This is a genomic window from Pseudomonas sp. GL_093 (assembly GCF_057837605.1).
In genome coordinates this window covers 3082638-3098911 of the sequence record NZ_CM174448.1, presented here as the reverse complement: position 1 = coordinate 3098911, position 16274 = coordinate 3082638, and the positions used below count along the sequence as shown (strand labels likewise).

The following is a 16274-nucleotide window of genomic DNA, read 5'->3' as shown; positions in this document are numbered from 1 at the left end:
AACAGACTCCTCGGTATTAGACGGACAGGCTGTAGCGACCCAGGTTGGTCAACAGATACGGATCATTGGCGATGGGCGGCCGGCGCCCCGGATCACCCAGGGCGTGACGCAAAAACTCCTGGGTGCGCTCGCTGGTGGGATGCTGAAAGATTTGCGCGGCGCTGCCGTGCTCGACGATCACGCCGTTCTCGGTGAAGTAGACGATGTCGCTGATCTCTTCGGCGAAACGCATTTCGTGGGTGACCAGCACGCAGGTCATGCCCTCTTCGGTCAGCTCGCGAATCACCGTCAGCACTTCGCCGACGGTCTCCGGATCGAGGGCCGAGGTCACCTCATCAAACAGAATCAGTTCCGGGCGCATCGCCAGGGCGCGGGCAATCGCCACCCGTTGTTGCTGACCGCCCGAGAGCTGGCCCGGATAGGCATCGGCCTTGTGCTCCATCCGCACCTTGGCCAACAAGGCGCGGGCGTCTTTCTCGGCGTCGATCCGGTTGCGACCCAGCACCTTGCGCGGGGCAATCACCAGGTTTTCCAGTACCGACAAATGCGGGAACAGGTTGTATTGCTGGAACACAAACCCGACACGCTTGCGCAACTCGATGCGTTGGGCTTCCTGGGCGAGGGTGTGAACCTCGGTCGTACCGACGCGGATGCTGCCGCGCTGGGGCTGCAACAGGCCGGTAATGCAGCGCAGGATGGTCGATTTGCCTGAGCCGGACGGGCCGATGATTGACACGGCCTGGCCGCGATGCACGTCGAGGTCGATGCCTTTGAGCACCGTGTTAGTGCCAAACGACAGGTGCAAGTCGCGCAGACTGACCAGAGGCTCGGCGACGGTTTCAGTAGAAGGCATAACGTCGCTCCAGGCGTTGGGTGAGTCGGGAAATCGGGTAGCAATAGGCAAAGAACAGCACCAACAGGCTCAGGTAAATCACCACGGTGAAGCCAGTCATGTTCACGGTGTTGCTGGCGATTTGCGCGGTGTCGATCACGTCATGCACGCCCACCAGGGACGCCAGCGCGGTGCCCATGGTGATCACCGCGTAAAGGTTCATCCACGGCGGCAACATGCGCTTGAAGCACTGCGGCAGGATGATCGAACGGAAAATCTGCCCGCGAGTGAATGCGAGGGAACGTGCGGCTTCCCATTGGGTGCTGGGGATCGAGGCAATGGCGCCACGGAAGATTTCCGCGACGTTGGCACTCGCCGGCAACGCCAGGCCGAGGGTGACCTTGACCCAGTCCGGGAACGAGACATAGGCACTGCCGATGTGGATCTCGAACGGGAACACATAGGTGGTGAAATAGATCAGCACCAGCCAGGGCGCATTGCGAAATATCTGCACCCAGATCCGTGCCGGCAAGCGCAGCAGTCGAAGTGGGGACAGCGCCAACGCTCCGACCAACAGCCCCAGCAACGACCCCAGGCCGATGGCGACGAGGCTGATCAGAATGTTCTGACCAAAGCCCACGGCCAAGGCCGGCGACCATTGCAACAAGGCCTTGAACACCGGACTGTGCGGGGCGATATACACCAACCACAGTGCGACGCACACCAACAACAGCAGCTTGCCGACATGCCGCCGAGGCCAGGCCGCCGGTGCGCTGACGGACGATTCAATGGCCATAGCCGGGCATCCTCAGGCGCGCTTCAAGGTAGCGCCCCACACAATTGACGATAAAACTCAGCAGGCCGAAAAAGCTCAGGATCAGAATCATCAGCTCCAGCACGTTGTCACTCTGGGTCCAGATCATGATCGCCGCGTAAGTGATGTCCCCCACGGCAATCGCCGAGGCCACGGCCGTCATCTTCACCAGGTCGATCAAGTTGTTGATCAGCGAAGGCAAGGCAAAACGCAGGGCCAACGGCAGCTGCACGTTCCACAGCAACTGACGGCTGCTGAACGCCAGCGAACTGGCCGCTTCCAGCGTTACGGTGGGCACCGCCTCGATGCCGGCGCGCAAGGCTTCGGCATGGAACGCGCCCTTGTGCAACGAAATCACGATCACCACCCAGGCGAACGGCGTCAGCGGGTTGGCCGCGCCGACAGCCTGTGTCAACAGCATGTTCAGCACCAGGAAGGCGCAATACAGCTGCACCAGGGTCGGTGTGTTGCGGGTGACCTCGACAAATATGCGGGCCGATTTTGCCAGCCAGGGTTTTCCAGAGGTCAGCATCGCCGCCAATCCAACACCGGCCAGCAAGCTGCCGACAATGGTGAACAGGCAGAGCAGCACCGTGGTCAACGCGCCCTGCGCCAGGGTTCCGCGTTGGTAGGCGTCCAGCAGAAAACCGTAGTTCAGGCCGAACCCGGCAGTCCAGTGGACAAAAAGCTCCAGCCAATGACTCATGGTTCGCCCCGCAATTGTCCGCAGGCGTGAGCGATGCGACGCCCGGCTTCGGCAACGCTGTCGGTCGCCGTGGCGATGGACAGGCGAAACCACGGTGACAGGCCGTAAGCGCCGCCCGCCACACCGGCCACGCCCTCCTCCAGCAGATACGCCACGACATCGGTGTCGCTGTTGAGGCATACGCCATCCGGACGATAACGCCCCAGCAACCCCGCGCAGCGAACAAACACGAAGAAGCCGCCTTGGGGTTCCAGCACTTCAAGACCGTCCACGTCGCGTAAGGCGCTCACCAGTAAATCCCGGCGTTGCTGATAGGCCGCCACCTGCTCCGGCAAGAAGTCCAGGCCACCCTCGAAGGCCGCCAACGCAGCAGCCTGTCCTACCGAAGATGCTCCCGACGTAGATTGCGACTGCACGACTGCCATGGCGTTGGTCAGCACTTGCGGCCCGGCACCGAAACCGATGCGCCAGCCGGTCATCGCGTACGTCTTGGACACACCGCCCACCAGCAGGCAGCGCGGCTGCAGATCCGGCGCGACATTGAGCAGGCTTTGCGCGGGCTGACCGTCAAAGCGGATATGTTCGTAGAGTTCATCCAGCAGAATCAGCACCTGCGGATGGCGACGCAGCACTTCGGCCAAGGCTTGCAATTCGGCCGCGCTGTACACCGCGCCGCTGGGGTTGCCGGGGCCATTGAGGATCAGCCAGCGAGTCCGCTCGCCAATGTGCTGGTTCAGCTGTTCTGCGGTGAGCTTGCAGCCCTGCGCCAGTGCGCACTCGATAAACACCGGCTCGCCGCCATTGAAGCGCACGCTGTCCGGGAAGGACGGCCAGTACGGCGTCGGCACCAGCACTTCATCGCCGTCGTCGAGGGTCGCGGCGAAGGCGTTGAAGATGATCTGCTTCGCCCCGTTGGCAATCAGGATCGATTCCAGCGGATAGTCCAGGCGGTTTTCCTGCTGGAGTTTGCGTTGCACGGCGACACGCAAGGCTTTTACGCCCGGCGTCGGGGTGTACTTGGTGGCACCGGCGGCGATGGCGGCATAAGCAGCCTGTTTGATGTGCTCGGGGGTGTCGAAATCCGGCTCGCCGGTGGTCAGGTCGAGGATGTCGCGACCGGCATCACGCAACGCCGTGGCCTGGGATTTGGCGGCGGCATTGGCCGACAGCGAGACGCGCTGCACGCGTTTGGACAGACGAAGTGTCATGGCTGAATCACCTCCAATACCTTGCCCGGATTGAGCAGGTTTTTCGGGTCCAGCGCCTGCTTGATCCGGCGCATCAGGTCCAGCTCCACCGGACTTTTGTAGCGCCCGAGCATGTCCCGTTTTCGCTGGCCGATGCCGTGTTCGGCGCTGATCGAACCGCCGTGGGCATGGGCGCTGTCATGAACCAGCAAGCTGAGCGCCGCGTAGTTAGCCATGTGCGCCTCAACCGTCGAATCAAGAGAATGAGCAACGTTGTAGTGCAGGTTGCCGTCGCCCAAATGGCCGAAGGTGAAGTGACGGACACCGGGGAAATGCGCCTGCAACAACGCATCGGTGTGGGCGACAAACGCCACGACCTGGGAAATCGGCACTGAAATGTCGTGCTTCATGTTGCGACCGGCGCGCTTCTGCGCCTCGCTCATGTTCTCCCGCAACAGCCACAGGGCTTCGCTTTGGGCCAGGCTTTCGGCGATCAACGCATTGGCCAGCAACTCGCGTTCGAAGGCCTCCCCCAGCACTTCTTCAAAGGCTTGGCGGGCATGGGCTTCGCTGTGGTTGTCGGACAGTTCCAACAGCGCAAACCAAGGCTGATCAGCACCGAGAAAAGGTTGCGGACCTTGCGGAAATTGCTCGCGCAGCAGCGCGAGGCAGTCAGCACTGAGCAGTTCGAACGCGGTGAGGCTGGCACCGAAACCGGCGCGGGCATGGGACAGCAATTGCACCGCTTGTTCCAGGGTGTTGAAAGCCAAGAGTGCCGTCGCCTGCGCCTTGGGCAGCGGAAAGAGTTTCAGGGTCGCTGCGGTGATGATGCCGAGGGTGCCTTCGCTGCCGATATACAGGTCACGCAAGTCGTAGCCGGTGTTGTCCTTGCGCAAGCCGCGCAGGCCATTCCAGATTTCGCCCTCGGCGGTGACCACTTCCAGGCCCAGGGTCAGCTCGCGGGTATTGCCATAACGCAGCACCGCGGTGCCGCCGGCATTGGTGCCCAGATTGCCGCCGAGGGTGCAACTGCCTTCGGCACCCAGACTCAGGGGAAACAACCGGTCGGCGTCACGAGCAACCTCCTGGACGGTTTGCAGTATGCAGCCCGCTTCGACGGTCAGGGTGTCGTTGTCGGTGTCCACCGTCCGCACACGATTCAGCCGATCGAGCAACAGCAACACCGCTCGGCCGCTGCCATCCGGGGTCGCGCCACCCATCAGTCCGGTATTGCCGCCCTGCACCACCACCGGCGTATCACTGGCCACACAGGCACGAACCACGGCCGCGACTTCTTCGGTGTTCGCCGGATGCACCGCAGCGATGACCTGCCCGACGTAACGGCCCTGTTTGTCGGTCAGGTAAGGCGCAGCCTCTTCGCTGCTCTGCACATGGCTGGGGCCGAGCAGTTGCTGCAAGGCCACAATCAATTGCCGACTCATGGTTGCGACGCCAGCGGAGTCGAGTTGCGGTACTGCTCATGCAGATCACGCAACGCTTGGGACGGCGTCATGCCGGTGCGCTCGCCCAGTTCGATCAGCCAGCCGCTGCGGTGCCAGTCGCGCACGATGGCATCGAGTTTCGCCTGGGTATCGTGCTCGCCTTTGCGCAGCCAGATCACCGAGTTCGACGGGATCAAATCACCCGGCAGCGGGATTTCATAATCAGCCCACTCGGCATCGCTCAGCAGCGCATGCATGGTCGGACTGACATGCACCGCCGCCACGCAACCATTGCCGCGCAGCGACAACAACGATTCGGATTGGCTGCGGAACGCCTTGATCTCTGCGCCGTAGGTTTCCTGCAAGGGCTTGATGAAGTTGCTGCCTTGGGACACGCACACCGGCTTGCCCTTGAGATCAGCCCATTGAGTCACGCCAGCGCCTTTGCGAATCAACGCCGCGCCGCCAACCTCTTCATAAGGCGTGGGCACGTAATCGAGAATCTCGCCGCGTTCTTCGGTGAACTGCATATTGGCGATCAGGATGTCGACCTTGCCCTGCTGCAGGAACTGCACACGGTTGGGCGCCAGTACCGAAACGGTCTTCGCTTCGACGCCCAATGCCTTGGCGATGCCCTTGGCCAGTTCGACGTTGTAGCCCAGGTGTTCACCGGTCTTCGGGTCGATGGTGCCGAATGGCGGACCACTGAGAATCACCCCGACGCTGATGGCGTGGCGTTGCTCGATCTTGTCCAGCGTGGCATCGGCCTGGGCAAGGCTGGCGCCTAACGCGGCGGACCAGGCGAGGCAAAGCGTGGTCAGGCTTCTGGCGGAAAAATATCGGTTCATGCACGACTACCTTGAACGACCGCCCGGCAAAAGGACGGTCTGTTGAAAACGATGAGGTGGAGAACCGGGATCAGGCGCCGTTGGCCTGGAACTGTTTCTGCAGTTCCACCAGAGCGGGCGACGCGGGGGTGATGTGGTTGCGGGTCTGGGCCTCAATCAACCAGCCGCTGCGGTGCAGCTCCTTGATGATCGGATCGAGCTTGGCCTGGGTATCGCTTTCTCCGGGGCGGGTCCAGATCACCGACGGCGCCGGGTTGAGTTCCGGGCTGAGCGCGCGATAGCCCTGCCATTCGCCGTTGTCGGCGATCAACGGGTTGATCAGCGTGGCGTCATGCACCGCCGCGACGCAGTTGTTGCCGCGCAAGGCCAGCAAGGATTCCGAAGAGCTCTTGAAGGCTTTGATCTCAGCGCCCAACTCGGTCAGCGGCTTGATGTAACTGCTGCCCTGGGAGGTGCAGACCGGCTGGTTTTTCAGGTCTTCCCAACGGGTGATCTTGCTGTCCTTGAGCACCGCTGCGGTTCCGCCTACGCGGTAGAACGGTGTCGGCACAAACCCGAGGATCTCGCCGCGCTCGGCCGTCCATTCCATGTTGGCTATCAGCAAATCGACTTTGCCCTGCTGCAAAAACTGCACGCGGTTGGCGGGCAATACCGGCACCAGCTGCACTTCGGCACCCAGTTGCCGTCCCAGCTCCTGAGCGAGATCGACATTCAAACCGCGCGGGTTTTGGGTCGTTGGATCAATCCCGCCAAACGGGCCGCCGGACAGCAATACGCCGACCACCAGCACATGCCGTTGCTCGATCTTGTCCAAGGTTGCATCAGCCCGGGCACCGGTGCTGGCAACCAGCGAGATCAAGGCGCCCAGCATCACAGGCAACAATTGTTTAACGGCTGAGCACTTTTTCGACATGGATCTTCCCCTGATGATTGATCGGCGTACCCCGACCTGATGTGGAGGCATCCTAGGTACAGCGTTGAAGTAACGGAAATTCAAATATCTAATATCGTTATAACTTCCCGTGTTCGCACCGGGAGCGCATTTCAACAAGCTCCGTATTTACAGGCGATAAAGATCAAACAAATAAAAAATAAGCAAAAATACATAAATAAACGTAATGTTTATGTTTTCAGCCTTGATGTAAAAACAGCCCCGGAAATGCCCATGCCGACCTCACCCACTCTCGATCTCGAATTACTGCGCACCTTCATTGCCGTGGTTGATCACCACAGTTTTGCCGAGGCCGGCGCGCAATTGGCCCGCACGCAATCGTCGGTCACCCAACACATGCAACGTCTGGAACAGCAAGTGGGAGTGAGCCTGTTCGAAAAGCGCGGGCGGCAAAAGCAACTCACCGAACCCGGCTTGCAGTTGCTGCGTCATGCCCGGCAGATGCTGTCGCTCAACGACGAGGCGCTGAACTCCCTGCGTGAAAGCAGCTTGAGCGGTGTGTTGCGCATCGGTTCGCCCCACGACATTGCCGACACCATCCTGCCGCCGATCCTCAGCCACATCGCCCGCTCGGCACCGCGCTTGCGTCTGGAGATCGATGTCGGGCGCAGCCCGTTTCTGATGGACGACTTGCACCGGGGCAAGGTCGACATGGTGATTTCCACCCGCCAGGACCCAAGCCTGGAAGGCTTCGCCTTACGCACTTCGCCGGTGTGGTGGATCTGCTCGGCGCAGTACATTCACAACCCCAGCGAACCGTTGCCACTGATCCTCGTGGACGAACCGAGCATCTACCGACGCTATGCCCTGGAGGCGCTGGAGCGCGCCAACATCAGTTGGCGCCAGGCGTACCTGGCGTCGAATCTGATTGGCATCAAGGCCGCGACCCGTGCAGGCCTGGGTGTCACCCCCAGAAGCATGGAGATGCTCGGCCCAGACATGCGCGTGCTGGGTGAAAATGACGGATTGCCGCGACTGCCGGACGTGACCTACTACCTGTGGATCAGGCCCAACACCGCCAACTTGATTGCCCGCAAGGCCTATGACTTGATTCGTGCGAGCCAGGGGCTGTCCTTTTCCTGACGTGAGCGGCTCCGCGGATTCAAGCCCTGGCCATTTCAGAGCTTGGCGATCGAGACCTCGGTGGATTTGACGAAGGCAATCACCTCGCTCCCCACTTTCAATTCAAGATCGCGCACTGAACGGGTGGTGATCACCGAAGTGACGATGCCGGAGGCGGTTTGCACATCGATTTCGGAGACCACTTCGCCTGTCACAATTTCCTTGATGACACCCTTGAACTGGTTGCGGACGTTGATCGCTTTGATGGTCATGATGAGGCTTCCTGTCTGATGTCGAATACATCCGCACGGATGTGCAGGCCTTCAAAATGAACCTCACGAACAAATATTAAAAGGAATAAATATCGATTTGCTTATTCCTGTATCGAATATAAAGCCCACCCAGCATTTACCACAACGCCACGGTATAGCTGACGATCAGCCGGTTCTCATCCAGATCATTACCGAAGTTCGAACGCACTGACGCGTTACGCCATTTGAGGCTGAGCCCTTTCAACGAACCGTCCTGCACCACGTAAGCAATATCGGTGTTGCGCTCCCATTCCTTGCCTTCACCCGGCGCAGTGCGTTGCACATTGTCGCCAGAGATGTAGCGCGTCATGAAGGTCAACCCCGGCACACCGAGGGCCGCAAAGTTGTAGTCGTAGCGCGCCTGCCAGGAATGTTCATCGATGTTGGCGAAGTCACCGATCTGCACGAAGTTGACCAGGTACGGATCGCTGCGCCCGATATACGGAAACGGATCGTCGCCGCTCATGCGCTGATAGCCGAAACCCAACGCATGGCCGCCCAGGCTATAGGTGAACAACGCACCGAAGGCCTGGTTGTCGATATCACGAAAGTTGCCGTCTTCGGTGCTGCGCGCATAGCGTACGTCGCTCTTGAGCGATTGCCCGGAGCCCAGGTCCAGCGCGTGCACAAGCCCGAGGTAATTTTGCTGGTAGATGTTTTCCAGCTGGCCGTAGCGGTATTGCGCGGTCAGGTTCGGCAGGAACTGATAGTCAGCCCCGGCAAATTGAAACCTGTCGCTCTGCCCGCCAATACGGTTGGCGGTCATGTCTTGATAGTCGGTGGAGTCGACAAAATTGATCTGTGTGAGTTGACCGCCCGTGAGCTTCAAACGATCGATTTCCTGCACATTCACCAAGCCGCCCTTGAACGTGCTCGGCAACAGGCGGGTATCGTTGGAACTCACCACCGGGTCCTTGATCTGCAACGTCCCGAATTTCAGGGTGCTGTTGGACACGCGCATTTTCGCTGTCAGGCCTAACTCGCCATAGCGATCCTGTGAGCCGCCGGACAAATCCGGTGGCAACAGATTAGTCCCCGCCGTCCCGCCACCGGAGTCCAGCTTGAAACCGGCCATGCCCAAAACATCCAGGCCAAACCCCAACGTGCCCGCGGTGTAACCCGACTCCATCCGCAACAGAAAACCCTGCGCCCATTCCTCGGCCTTGTCGCGCGAACCGTCCTGGCGAAAATCGCGGTTGAAGTAGAAGTTGCGCGCTTCCAGGCTGCCTTTACTGTCCGCGACGAAATCCGCCTGAGCGGTCGGTGCACAGAGCAGACCCAGGCCGAGCAATGTACCAACCGGGGCGTACCCATTGAATGGGCGGGTGCGACCCACTTTTGAAGGCACGTGGACAGTCATGATTTTTCCCATGGAAGAGGTTCCTGCGGCAGCAAGCGAAGATGACGGACACGCCTCATTGTTTTTTTGTGAAGGCGTTGTCGTGGGGGGCGGACGCAGCGACCTGCGTCGTGGAGCGGATTCTTCGTGCCGGAGCAGAACGGCGTCAAACGGGAAAAAGACGAGGTTATGCATAAGAAAATTTGATGCCCGCGAAGGCGGACTCTGGAGTAACAATTGCAACTCGCCCCTTCATTACAAGAGCCATAAGCGCCAAGGGAACCGCCATGAACCTCAAATTCCTCGAAACCTTCGTCTGGGTCGCCCGCCTGCAAAGCTTCAGCCTGACCGCCGAGAAGATGTTCAGCACTCAGGCAGCGATCTCCAGCCGGATCGCCGCGCTGGAAGATGAGTTGGGACTGCGCCTGTTCGTGCGCGATTCACGCGGGGTGTCGCTGACGCCCGAAGGTCTCAAGGTGCTCGACTATGCCGAGCAGATGCTCGAGGTTCAGCGCGCGCTGAAACACTCGTTGGACAACACCAGTCCGCAACAAGGGCTGGTGCGCATCGGCGTGATGGATACGGTGATTCACACCTGGCTCAGCCCGTTGATGTCGACCCTGATGCAGACCTTCCCTGCCGTGGAAATCGAAATCACTGCCGACGCCGCGCGCAATCTCTGCGAGCAACTGCAAAAGGGCTATCTGGACATCGTTTTCCAGACGGACCTGATCCGCCACGAAAGCGTGCGCAACCTTGAGCTGGCGCATTACCCCATGCACTGGATCGCCGCCAGCAATTCGATCTACGCCCGGCCTTATGCCTCGCTCACCGAGATGGCCGGTGAGCGCATCATCACCTTCGTCAAACACTCAAGACCGCATCAGGATGTGCTCAACCTGTTGCACGCTCATGGCATCGGCGCACCGCGCGTCAGTTGCGTCAACTCGGTGTCGGCCATGACCCGGTTGATTCGTGACGGCTTCGGTATCGGCGCCCTGCCGGCGGCACTGGTGGCCAAACCCCTGGCCAGCGGCGAGTTGATCCAGCTGGATCCCGGCAGCCGCTTGCCGCAACTGGATGTCGTGGCCTCGTGGCGTGCGGGGGCTGGGCTGGAACTGATCGAGAACATCATCGAGATGAGCCGCCAGGTGGTCTGCCAATACGCGGCGGATGTCGGTCCGCTACTCATGGTCGCGGCACCGGGCCTCGACAGTCGATTGCCCCCTGAATAACTTTTAGTTGTCTGGGGGCAACAACATTCCTTGTTGGACGGCATCACCGCGGTTTTCTAAAAAGGGTCAACGATCCTGCCGAGATGCCATGATGAATCAACCCGCCCTGTCCTTCGAACAACTGCAGCGCAGCACCCCTTTCGCCCTGCGCCAAAGCATCGCTGCCGGGCACTATCAGGGTCACACCAGCGGCCTGGGCCAAGGCCGGGTGCAAGCCAATATTGTGATTCTGCCCAGTGATTGGGCCAACGAGTTCCTCAGGTACTGCACCCTCAATCGTCAAGCCTGCCCGTTGCTCGACATTACCGAGCCGGGCGATCCGTACTTTCGCAATCTCGGGACAGCCATTGATGTTCGCCACGACGTGCCCCGATACAGGGTTTATCGCCATGGCGAACTGAGCGATGAACCGCTGGATATCGAGCACCTTTGGCAGGATGACCTGGTGGCCTTCGCCATCGGCTGCTCGTTCTCCTTCGAACAACCGCTGCTGGATGCCGGCATCCCCCTCAAGCACATCGATCTGGGGCGCAATGTCGCCATGTACCAGACCAACATCGACACGCGCCCCACCGCTCGCCTCGGTGGCAAGCTAGTGGTGAGCATGCGGCCGATGAAAGCCGTCGACGCCATCCAGGCCATTCAAATCACCGCACGTATGCCCAACGTCCACGGCGCTCCCGTGCACATCGGCGATCCGTCGCTGATCGGCATCCACGCACTCAACAACCCGGACTACGGTGATGCCGTCCCCATTGAAGCTGACGAAATACCGGTGTTCTGGGCCTGCGGTGTGACGCCTCAATCGGTGGTGCAGGCTTCACGTCCGCCACTGTGCATCACCCATGCCCCCGGCTGCATGCTGGTGACGGATTTGTACAACAGTGCTTTGTAACGGCGTGGGTGTGCCGTAATGCCAATCAGTTAAGGAACGACACCATCCGTAGCAGCTGTCGAGCTTGCGAGGCTGCGTTCGGCTGCGCAGCAGTCGTAAAACCTGTGTGCGAGGTTTAACTGAAACACCGCACTGTCTGATTTCACGACTGCTGCGTCCGATCGCGGCCCGAGCCGAACGCAGCCTCGCAAGCTCGACAGCTGCTACAGATCGTGGTTTGGCTGCCTATGCAAAGTCGAAGCCTTGTAAAACCACTCAATGTGGTCAACGATGCAATTGGCCTTCGTCCCTTGTTTTGTGCCATGGACCCTGTCCCATTTCCTGAATGTTCAGGACTAAAGTTCGCGCACTTTACCCACAAAAGACCGGATGACAGCAGAACCGACTATCCTTTCGGACAGTGAACGCTGCACTCTTGGCAAAAAGGGACGCCATGCCAGACTATGATCGCGCCATCGGCTCCAGCCCCGGCATCACAGGCGGTGATCGAACCCGTTTGATCAGGCCCGGGCCACTCTGGATGGCTTCAATTACGGTTTTCTGTCTTTTCACGGCAACTCCCGGGTTCGGCCAGAACCTGCCAACCGCAGCGGGTGCCGAAAACGCCACGGTTACGGTGATTCAAGCGCAGGAAATTGTTTCCAGGGCCACCCTCGATGCCGTTCGCTGGAGCGGCCCTGTATCCGGCCCGCAAGCCCCGCGGGGCAAGAGCATCGCCTTTGTCGCAGAAGATTTGCGTAACGGAGGAATTGTCGGTGTCGCGCAGGGCGCTCGCGAGGCAGCCAAGGCGATGGGCTGGACGCTGAAAATATTCGATGGCGCTGGATCATCGGCCGGGCGCGCAAAGGCCTTTTCCGATGCCCTGGCAGCGAAACCCGACGGCCTCATTCTGTGCGGCTCCGATGCCCTTGAGAACAATGCGGCACTGATCCTCTTCGCCAAACGGGATGTGCCGGTGGTTGGCTGGCACGCCGGGGCACGACCCGGGCCGATTGACGGCACGCCGGTGGCCATGAACGTCACGACCGACCCGCTCGAAGTGGCTCGCCTCACGGCCATGGCGGCAGTGGCACAGTCAAACGGACACGCCGGCGTGGTCATCCTGACCGACTCCAAGTACAGCATCGCCATGGCGAAAGCCAAGGCCATGGAAAACGTCATTCGGGCCTGTCCGGATTGCACGTTGCTGGAAGTGCGCGATGTCGCGATCTCCGAAAGTGGCGAGAAGATGCCGGCGATCACCAAGGAACTGCTTCAGCGCTATGGCAAGCGCTGGACCCACACGCTGGCCATCAACGATATCTATTTCGACTACTCGATTGCCTCATTGACCAACGCCGCAATACCCAGCGACGGCATCAGTCTGTTGTCTGCCGGTGATGGCAGCGCTTCGGCTTTCTTGCGCATACAGGCAAAAACCTACCAGACCGTCACCGTGGCCGAGCCGCTCAACCTGCATGGCTGGCAGGTGATGGATGAATTGAACCGACTGTTTGCAGGTCAGCCGGTGAGCGGCTTCGTCGCACCGATTCACCTGGTCAATGCCGACAATATCGCCTTCGACGGCGGGAAGAAATTCCAGTACGACCCTGACAATGGCTATCGAGACATCTATCGCCACCAATGGAATCCCTGATATTGGACGTTACTTCCCGGCTCGGACGCCAGCTATTGCCGCAATCGCTACGCGCACAGTTCACACTGGCGTTTCTGGCGCTGGCGCTGCTGATCCTGGCGAGTGGTGCAACGGCGGTCTACGCCTTGCGCACGTCAAACAATGCCACCCGCCAGCTGACGGATGAACGACTGGTCCGCATGCAAGATGGGCAAGACATGCTGCAGCGTACCTTGCTGATCGAACGCCAGACCGATCAGTTTCTGACAACCCGCTCCCCCGACACCCTGCGCTCAAGCTATGCGGCGACCGTCGAACAGCTTGAAGCCCTTGATCAACTGGTGCAGCAGCTGACTGCCGCGAACAGTGGCGTGGCGATACTCGACATGCATCAGTCGAGTCAGATGTTCCGCAATACCGCCAACATCGTTGCGCAGCTGCGAGAAAGCCTGCTGCAAACCGAGGTCACCTTCGAGCAAACCATGGAGGATCACACCGCCCGGTTAACCGCGACTCAGGCCCGGGCCAGCCTGGAACTGGCGGTGTTGCTTTTCGATCTGCCGCAGGCTGTTGACAGTGATGCCGTGCAACGGCTGCGGATCCGCTATGAGCGCCTGTCACGCACCGCAGGCAAGTTACCCGACGCTGATGTGGAGACGCCCGATCTCTTCTCCCTGCGCCTGAGGCTCATCAATCAGCACAACGTCATACAGCGCTTCAATGAGGAACTGAAGAATGAGGCTGGGGTTCTGGTCGCGGTGGCCCGCGCACAATCCAGTGCTTACACCGAAGACTATCGCGAAGCCCTGCAGCGCCTGGTCGAGGCCTCAAATCGTAGCCAGCAATGGGTGCTTATCATGTTGGGCGCCAGCCTGGTGTTCGCCTGGTTCGTGACCCGGGTCTTCATGGGCCGTCATGTGCTCGCGCGCCTGAATGAAATCAGCCGGCAATTGCGTCAGGAACACACTGACAAAACGCATTTGATGATGGCGGAACATGGGAAGGACGAGATCGGCAATATGGCTCGCGCGGTGAATCAATTCCTCAAAGACCGACTTCAGCTGGAAAAAAGAACGGTCCAATTGAGTATCGCCACAGAGCGACTCGCCCTGCAAAACAGCCGATTAGAGCAAGAAGCCGTCATCCGTGCCGGACAAGGTCATGTCCTGGAGCTGATCGCCAGAAGCACCGAGCTTGCAGAAGTCCTCGACAGCCTGGCTCACCTGGTGGAGTCCCAGCTAGAGGGGATGATGGTGTCCATCCTGGTGCTGGATGAGGATGGCAAGCACCTGTTGCACGGGGCTGCCCCCAGTTTGCCGAAAGCCTATAACCAGCTCATTGACGGGATTGCGATCGGGCCGAACGTCGGTTCATGCGGCACCGCGGTGTATCGACGAGAACCGGTCATCGTCACGGATATCGAGCTGGATCCGCTGTGGGAGGCGTACCGTTCAGTCGCTGCACCCTATGGATTTCGCGCCTGCTGGTCGACGCCGATTCTGTCCCATGAGCGAAAGGTATTGGGTACGTTTGCCTTGTATTCCAACACCGTACGCAGCCCTAGCTCGACCGAAACGCGACTGATCGACATGGCGACACCGCTTGCCGGCATTGCGATAGAACGCCAACTTACCGAAAAGCGCATTCGCTATATGGGCGACCATGACGCATTGACCGGGCTCCCGAATCGCACACTGCTCGAAGACCGTCTCAAGCAGGCAATACTTTATGCTCAGCGCTACGACCGCCTGGTGACGGTGGTGTTTCTCGATCTGGATAAATTCAAACTGGTGAATGACAGCCTTGGGCACAGTGCTGGAGACGAACTGCTGAAAACCGTCGCCCAGCGCATGCTGGAGTGTGTACGCCGCACCGACACCGTCGTGCGACTGGGTGGCGACGAGTTTGTGATCATCCTGTTCGACCAGCCCTCAGACCTCGACGGCGTTACTCCAGCCCTGCACAAAATCCAGGAAGCCATCCTGCGGCCGATTCAGCTCAGCGGACATACACTCCACGTCACCTGCAGCATGGGGTTGGCCACCTACCCTGCCGACGGCAACGATACCGACACGTTGCTCAGCAACGCGGACGCCGCCATGTACCGGGCCAAGGAGCTGGGTCGCAACAGTTACCAGTTCTATACGAGCGAGATGAAAAACAAGGTCCAGGGCAAGCTCGCCATGCAAGACGGGCTTCGAAACGCACTCAACCATGACGAGTTCCTGCTGCTGTACCAGCCACAGGTGGATTTGCAGTCAGGTCAGATTATCGGCGTAGAGGCACTGATCCGCTGGCAGCACCCCGAGCTCGGCATCGTGTCTCCAATCAAATTCATTCCGCAGGCCGAAGAGACCGGGTTGATCGTGCCCATCGGCGACTGGGTGATTCATGCCGCGTGCAGACAGAACAAGGACTGGCAGGATGCGGGCTGGCCGCCGATCACCATGTCGGTGAATATTTCAGCACGCCAGTTCATCGAAAGGGACCTGATCGACCGGGTGATGCATGCCTTGCAAGAAACCGGACTGGACCCGATGTACCTTGAGCTGGAGCTGACCGAAAGCCTGATCATGCAAGACCTTCAGCAAGCCATCAGCAAAATGAAGGAACTGCAATCAATGGGGATCAGTCTCTCGATCGACGACTTCGGCACCGGCTACTCCAGCCTCGCAGCATTGAAAAGCTTCCCGATCGCGAGGCTCAAGATCGACCAGTCTTTCGTGCGCGATCTGCCCGACAACGAGAACGACAAAGCCATCGCCACCGCGGTGATTTCGTTGGGGCACAAACTGAACCTCAAGGTCATTGCCGAAGGCGTCGAAACCGAAGAGCAGCAAACCTTCCTGCGTGAAAACGGCTGCGATGAAATTCAGGGCCACTTCTTCAGCAGAGCGGTCAGCGCAGAGGAAATCAGTCTGTTACTGCGTACGCCCCGGTTACCTCAACCGAGCCGCATTGCGAGCCCTGACCCGGTAAGGCGAAAACGCGATGTAAAGCGCCCAAGCAGTCCAATGCCCGGGCATTAATAACTCA

Annotated in this window: 14 protein-coding genes; 5 read left to right on the top strand and 9 right to left on the bottom strand. The window is 59.7% G+C overall.

What is annotated here, in order from left to right; all coding sequences use genetic code 11:
* Positions 1-16: 16 nt before the first annotated feature.
* The 7 genes from AC3IUE_RS14350 to AC3IUE_RS14320 all read right to left on the bottom strand — a co-directional run bounded on the left by AC3IUE_RS14350 (position 17) and on the right by AC3IUE_RS14320 (position 6742).
* The gene (locus tag AC3IUE_RS14350; protein WP_489268261.1) at positions 17-853 is read right to left on the bottom strand and encodes an amino acid ABC transporter ATP-binding protein; all 837 of its coding nucleotides are present in this window, start codon (positions 851-853) and stop codon (positions 17-19) included.
* Complete coding sequence (locus AC3IUE_RS14345; protein WP_489268259.1) at positions 840-1628, bottom strand: amino acid ABC transporter permease; 789 nt, start codon at positions 1626-1628, stop codon at positions 840-842. The genes AC3IUE_RS14350 and AC3IUE_RS14345 overlap by 14 nt, the downstream gene beginning before the upstream one ends.
* Positions 1618-2352 (bottom strand): amino acid ABC transporter permease, encoded by a 735-nt coding sequence (locus tag AC3IUE_RS14340; protein WP_489268257.1) that lies wholly within the window; start codon positions 2350-2352, stop codon positions 1618-1620. Before AC3IUE_RS14340 ends, AC3IUE_RS14345 begins: the two co-directional genes overlap by 11 nt.
* A complete protein-coding gene (locus AC3IUE_RS14335; protein ID WP_489268255.1) occupies positions 2349-3560 on the bottom strand; it encodes an aminotransferase class I/II-fold pyridoxal phosphate-dependent enzyme in 1212 nt (403 codons plus the stop codon). The genes AC3IUE_RS14340 and AC3IUE_RS14335 overlap by 4 nt, the downstream gene beginning before the upstream one ends.
* The gene (locus AC3IUE_RS14330) at positions 3557-4981 is read right to left on the bottom strand and encodes an FAD-binding oxidoreductase (protein WP_489268253.1); all 1425 of its coding nucleotides are present in this window, start codon (positions 4979-4981) and stop codon (positions 3557-3559) included. Before AC3IUE_RS14330 ends, AC3IUE_RS14335 begins: the two co-directional genes overlap by 4 nt.
* On the bottom strand, positions 4978-5829 hold the full coding sequence (locus AC3IUE_RS14325; protein WP_056745083.1) for a transporter substrate-binding domain-containing protein: 852 nt from the start codon (positions 5827-5829) through the stop codon (positions 4978-4980). Before AC3IUE_RS14325 ends, AC3IUE_RS14330 begins: the two co-directional genes overlap by 4 nt.
* Positions 5830-5899: 70 nt before the next feature.
* Positions 5900-6742 (bottom strand): transporter substrate-binding domain-containing protein, encoded by an 843-nt coding sequence (locus AC3IUE_RS14320; RefSeq protein ID WP_489268250.1) that lies wholly within the window; start codon positions 6740-6742, stop codon positions 5900-5902.
* 252 nt (positions 6743-6994) lie between these two features.
* On the opposite strand from AC3IUE_RS14320, the gene AC3IUE_RS14315 reads away from it, so the two are divergent.
* Positions 6995-7864: a LysR substrate-binding domain-containing protein gene (locus AC3IUE_RS14315; protein WP_489268248.1), complete on the top strand. Its 870-nt coding sequence runs from the start codon at positions 6995-6997 to the stop codon at positions 7862-7864.
* Positions 7865-7899: 35 nt separating this feature from the next.
* On the opposite strand, the gene AC3IUE_RS14310 is transcribed toward AC3IUE_RS14315, so the two are convergent.
* Entirely contained in the window at positions 7900-8115 is a 216-nt protein-coding gene (locus AC3IUE_RS14310; RefSeq protein WP_008145745.1) for a TOBE domain-containing protein, read from the bottom strand.
* A gap of 136 nt (positions 8116-8251) precedes the next feature.
* Positions 8252-9514, bottom strand: a complete 1263-nt coding sequence (locus AC3IUE_RS14305; RefSeq protein ID WP_489268833.1) for an OprD family porin — start codon at positions 9512-9514, stop codon at positions 8252-8254.
* A gap of 266 nt (positions 9515-9780) precedes the next feature.
* Between AC3IUE_RS14305 and AC3IUE_RS14300 the strand changes: the two genes are divergently transcribed.
* The 4 genes from AC3IUE_RS14300 (at position 9781) to AC3IUE_RS14285 (ending at position 16267) form a co-directional block, all read left to right on the top strand.
* A complete protein-coding gene (locus AC3IUE_RS14300) occupies positions 9781-10728 on the top strand; it encodes a LysR family transcriptional regulator (protein ID WP_489268246.1) in 948 nt (315 codons plus the stop codon).
* A 91-nt stretch (positions 10729-10819) separates the two neighbouring features.
* Positions 10820-11623: a putative hydro-lyase gene (locus tag AC3IUE_RS14295; protein ID WP_489268831.1), complete on the top strand. Its 804-nt coding sequence runs from the start codon at positions 10820-10822 to the stop codon at positions 11621-11623.
* A 616-nt stretch (positions 11624-12239) separates the two neighbouring features.
* Positions 12240-13259 (top strand): substrate-binding domain-containing protein, encoded by a 1020-nt coding sequence (locus AC3IUE_RS14290; RefSeq protein ID WP_489268829.1) that lies wholly within the window; start codon positions 12240-12242, stop codon positions 13257-13259.
* Positions 13247-16267: an EAL domain-containing protein gene (locus AC3IUE_RS14285; RefSeq protein ID WP_489268244.1), complete on the top strand. Its 3021-nt coding sequence runs from the start codon at positions 13247-13249 to the stop codon at positions 16265-16267. Before AC3IUE_RS14290 ends, AC3IUE_RS14285 begins: the two co-directional genes overlap by 13 nt.
* Positions 16268-16274 lie beyond the last annotated feature (7 nt).

Excerpts from the sequence above, each read along its gene's own strand:
- AC3IUE_RS14350 (WP_489268261.1), bottom strand. The coding sequence starts at position 853 with ATGCCTTCTACTGAAACCGTCGCCGAGCCTCTGGTCAGTCTGCGCGAC.
- AC3IUE_RS14345 (WP_489268259.1), bottom strand. The coding sequence starts at position 1,628 with ATGGCCATTGAATCGTCCGTCAGCGCACCGGCGGCCTGGCCTCGGCGG.
- AC3IUE_RS14340 (WP_489268257.1), bottom strand. The coding sequence starts at position 2,352 with ATGAGTCATTGGCTGGAGCTTTTTGTCCACTGGACTGCCGGGTTCGGC.
- AC3IUE_RS14335 (WP_489268255.1), bottom strand. The coding sequence starts at position 3,560 with ATGACACTTCGTCTGTCCAAACGCGTGCAGCGCGTCTCGCTGTCGGCC.
- AC3IUE_RS14330 (WP_489268253.1), bottom strand. The coding sequence starts at position 4,981 with ATGAGTCGGCAATTGATTGTGGCCTTGCAGCAACTGCTCGGCCCCAGC.
- AC3IUE_RS14325 (WP_056745083.1), bottom strand. The coding sequence starts at position 5,829 with ATGAACCGATATTTTTCCGCCAGAAGCCTGACCACGCTTTGCCTCGCC.
- AC3IUE_RS14320 (WP_489268250.1), bottom strand. The coding sequence starts at position 6,742 with ATGTCGAAAAAGTGCTCAGCCGTTAAACAATTGTTGCCTGTGATGCTG.
- AC3IUE_RS14315 (WP_489268248.1), top strand. The coding sequence starts at position 6,995 with ATGCCGACCTCACCCACTCTCGATCTCGAATTACTGCGCACCTTCATT.
- AC3IUE_RS14310 (WP_008145745.1), bottom strand. The coding sequence starts at position 8,115 with ATGACCATCAAAGCGATCAACGTCCGCAACCAGTTCAAGGGTGTCATC.
- AC3IUE_RS14305 (WP_489268833.1), bottom strand. The coding sequence starts at position 9,514 with ATGACTGTCCACGTGCCTTCAAAAGTGGGTCGCACCCGCCCATTCAAT.
- AC3IUE_RS14300 (WP_489268246.1), top strand. The coding sequence starts at position 9,781 with ATGAACCTCAAATTCCTCGAAACCTTCGTCTGGGTCGCCCGCCTGCAA.
- AC3IUE_RS14295 (WP_489268831.1), top strand. The coding sequence starts at position 10,820 with ATGAATCAACCCGCCCTGTCCTTCGAACAACTGCAGCGCAGCACCCCT.
- AC3IUE_RS14285 (WP_489268244.1), top strand. The coding sequence starts at position 13,247 with ATGGAATCCCTGATATTGGACGTTACTTCCCGGCTCGGACGCCAGCTA.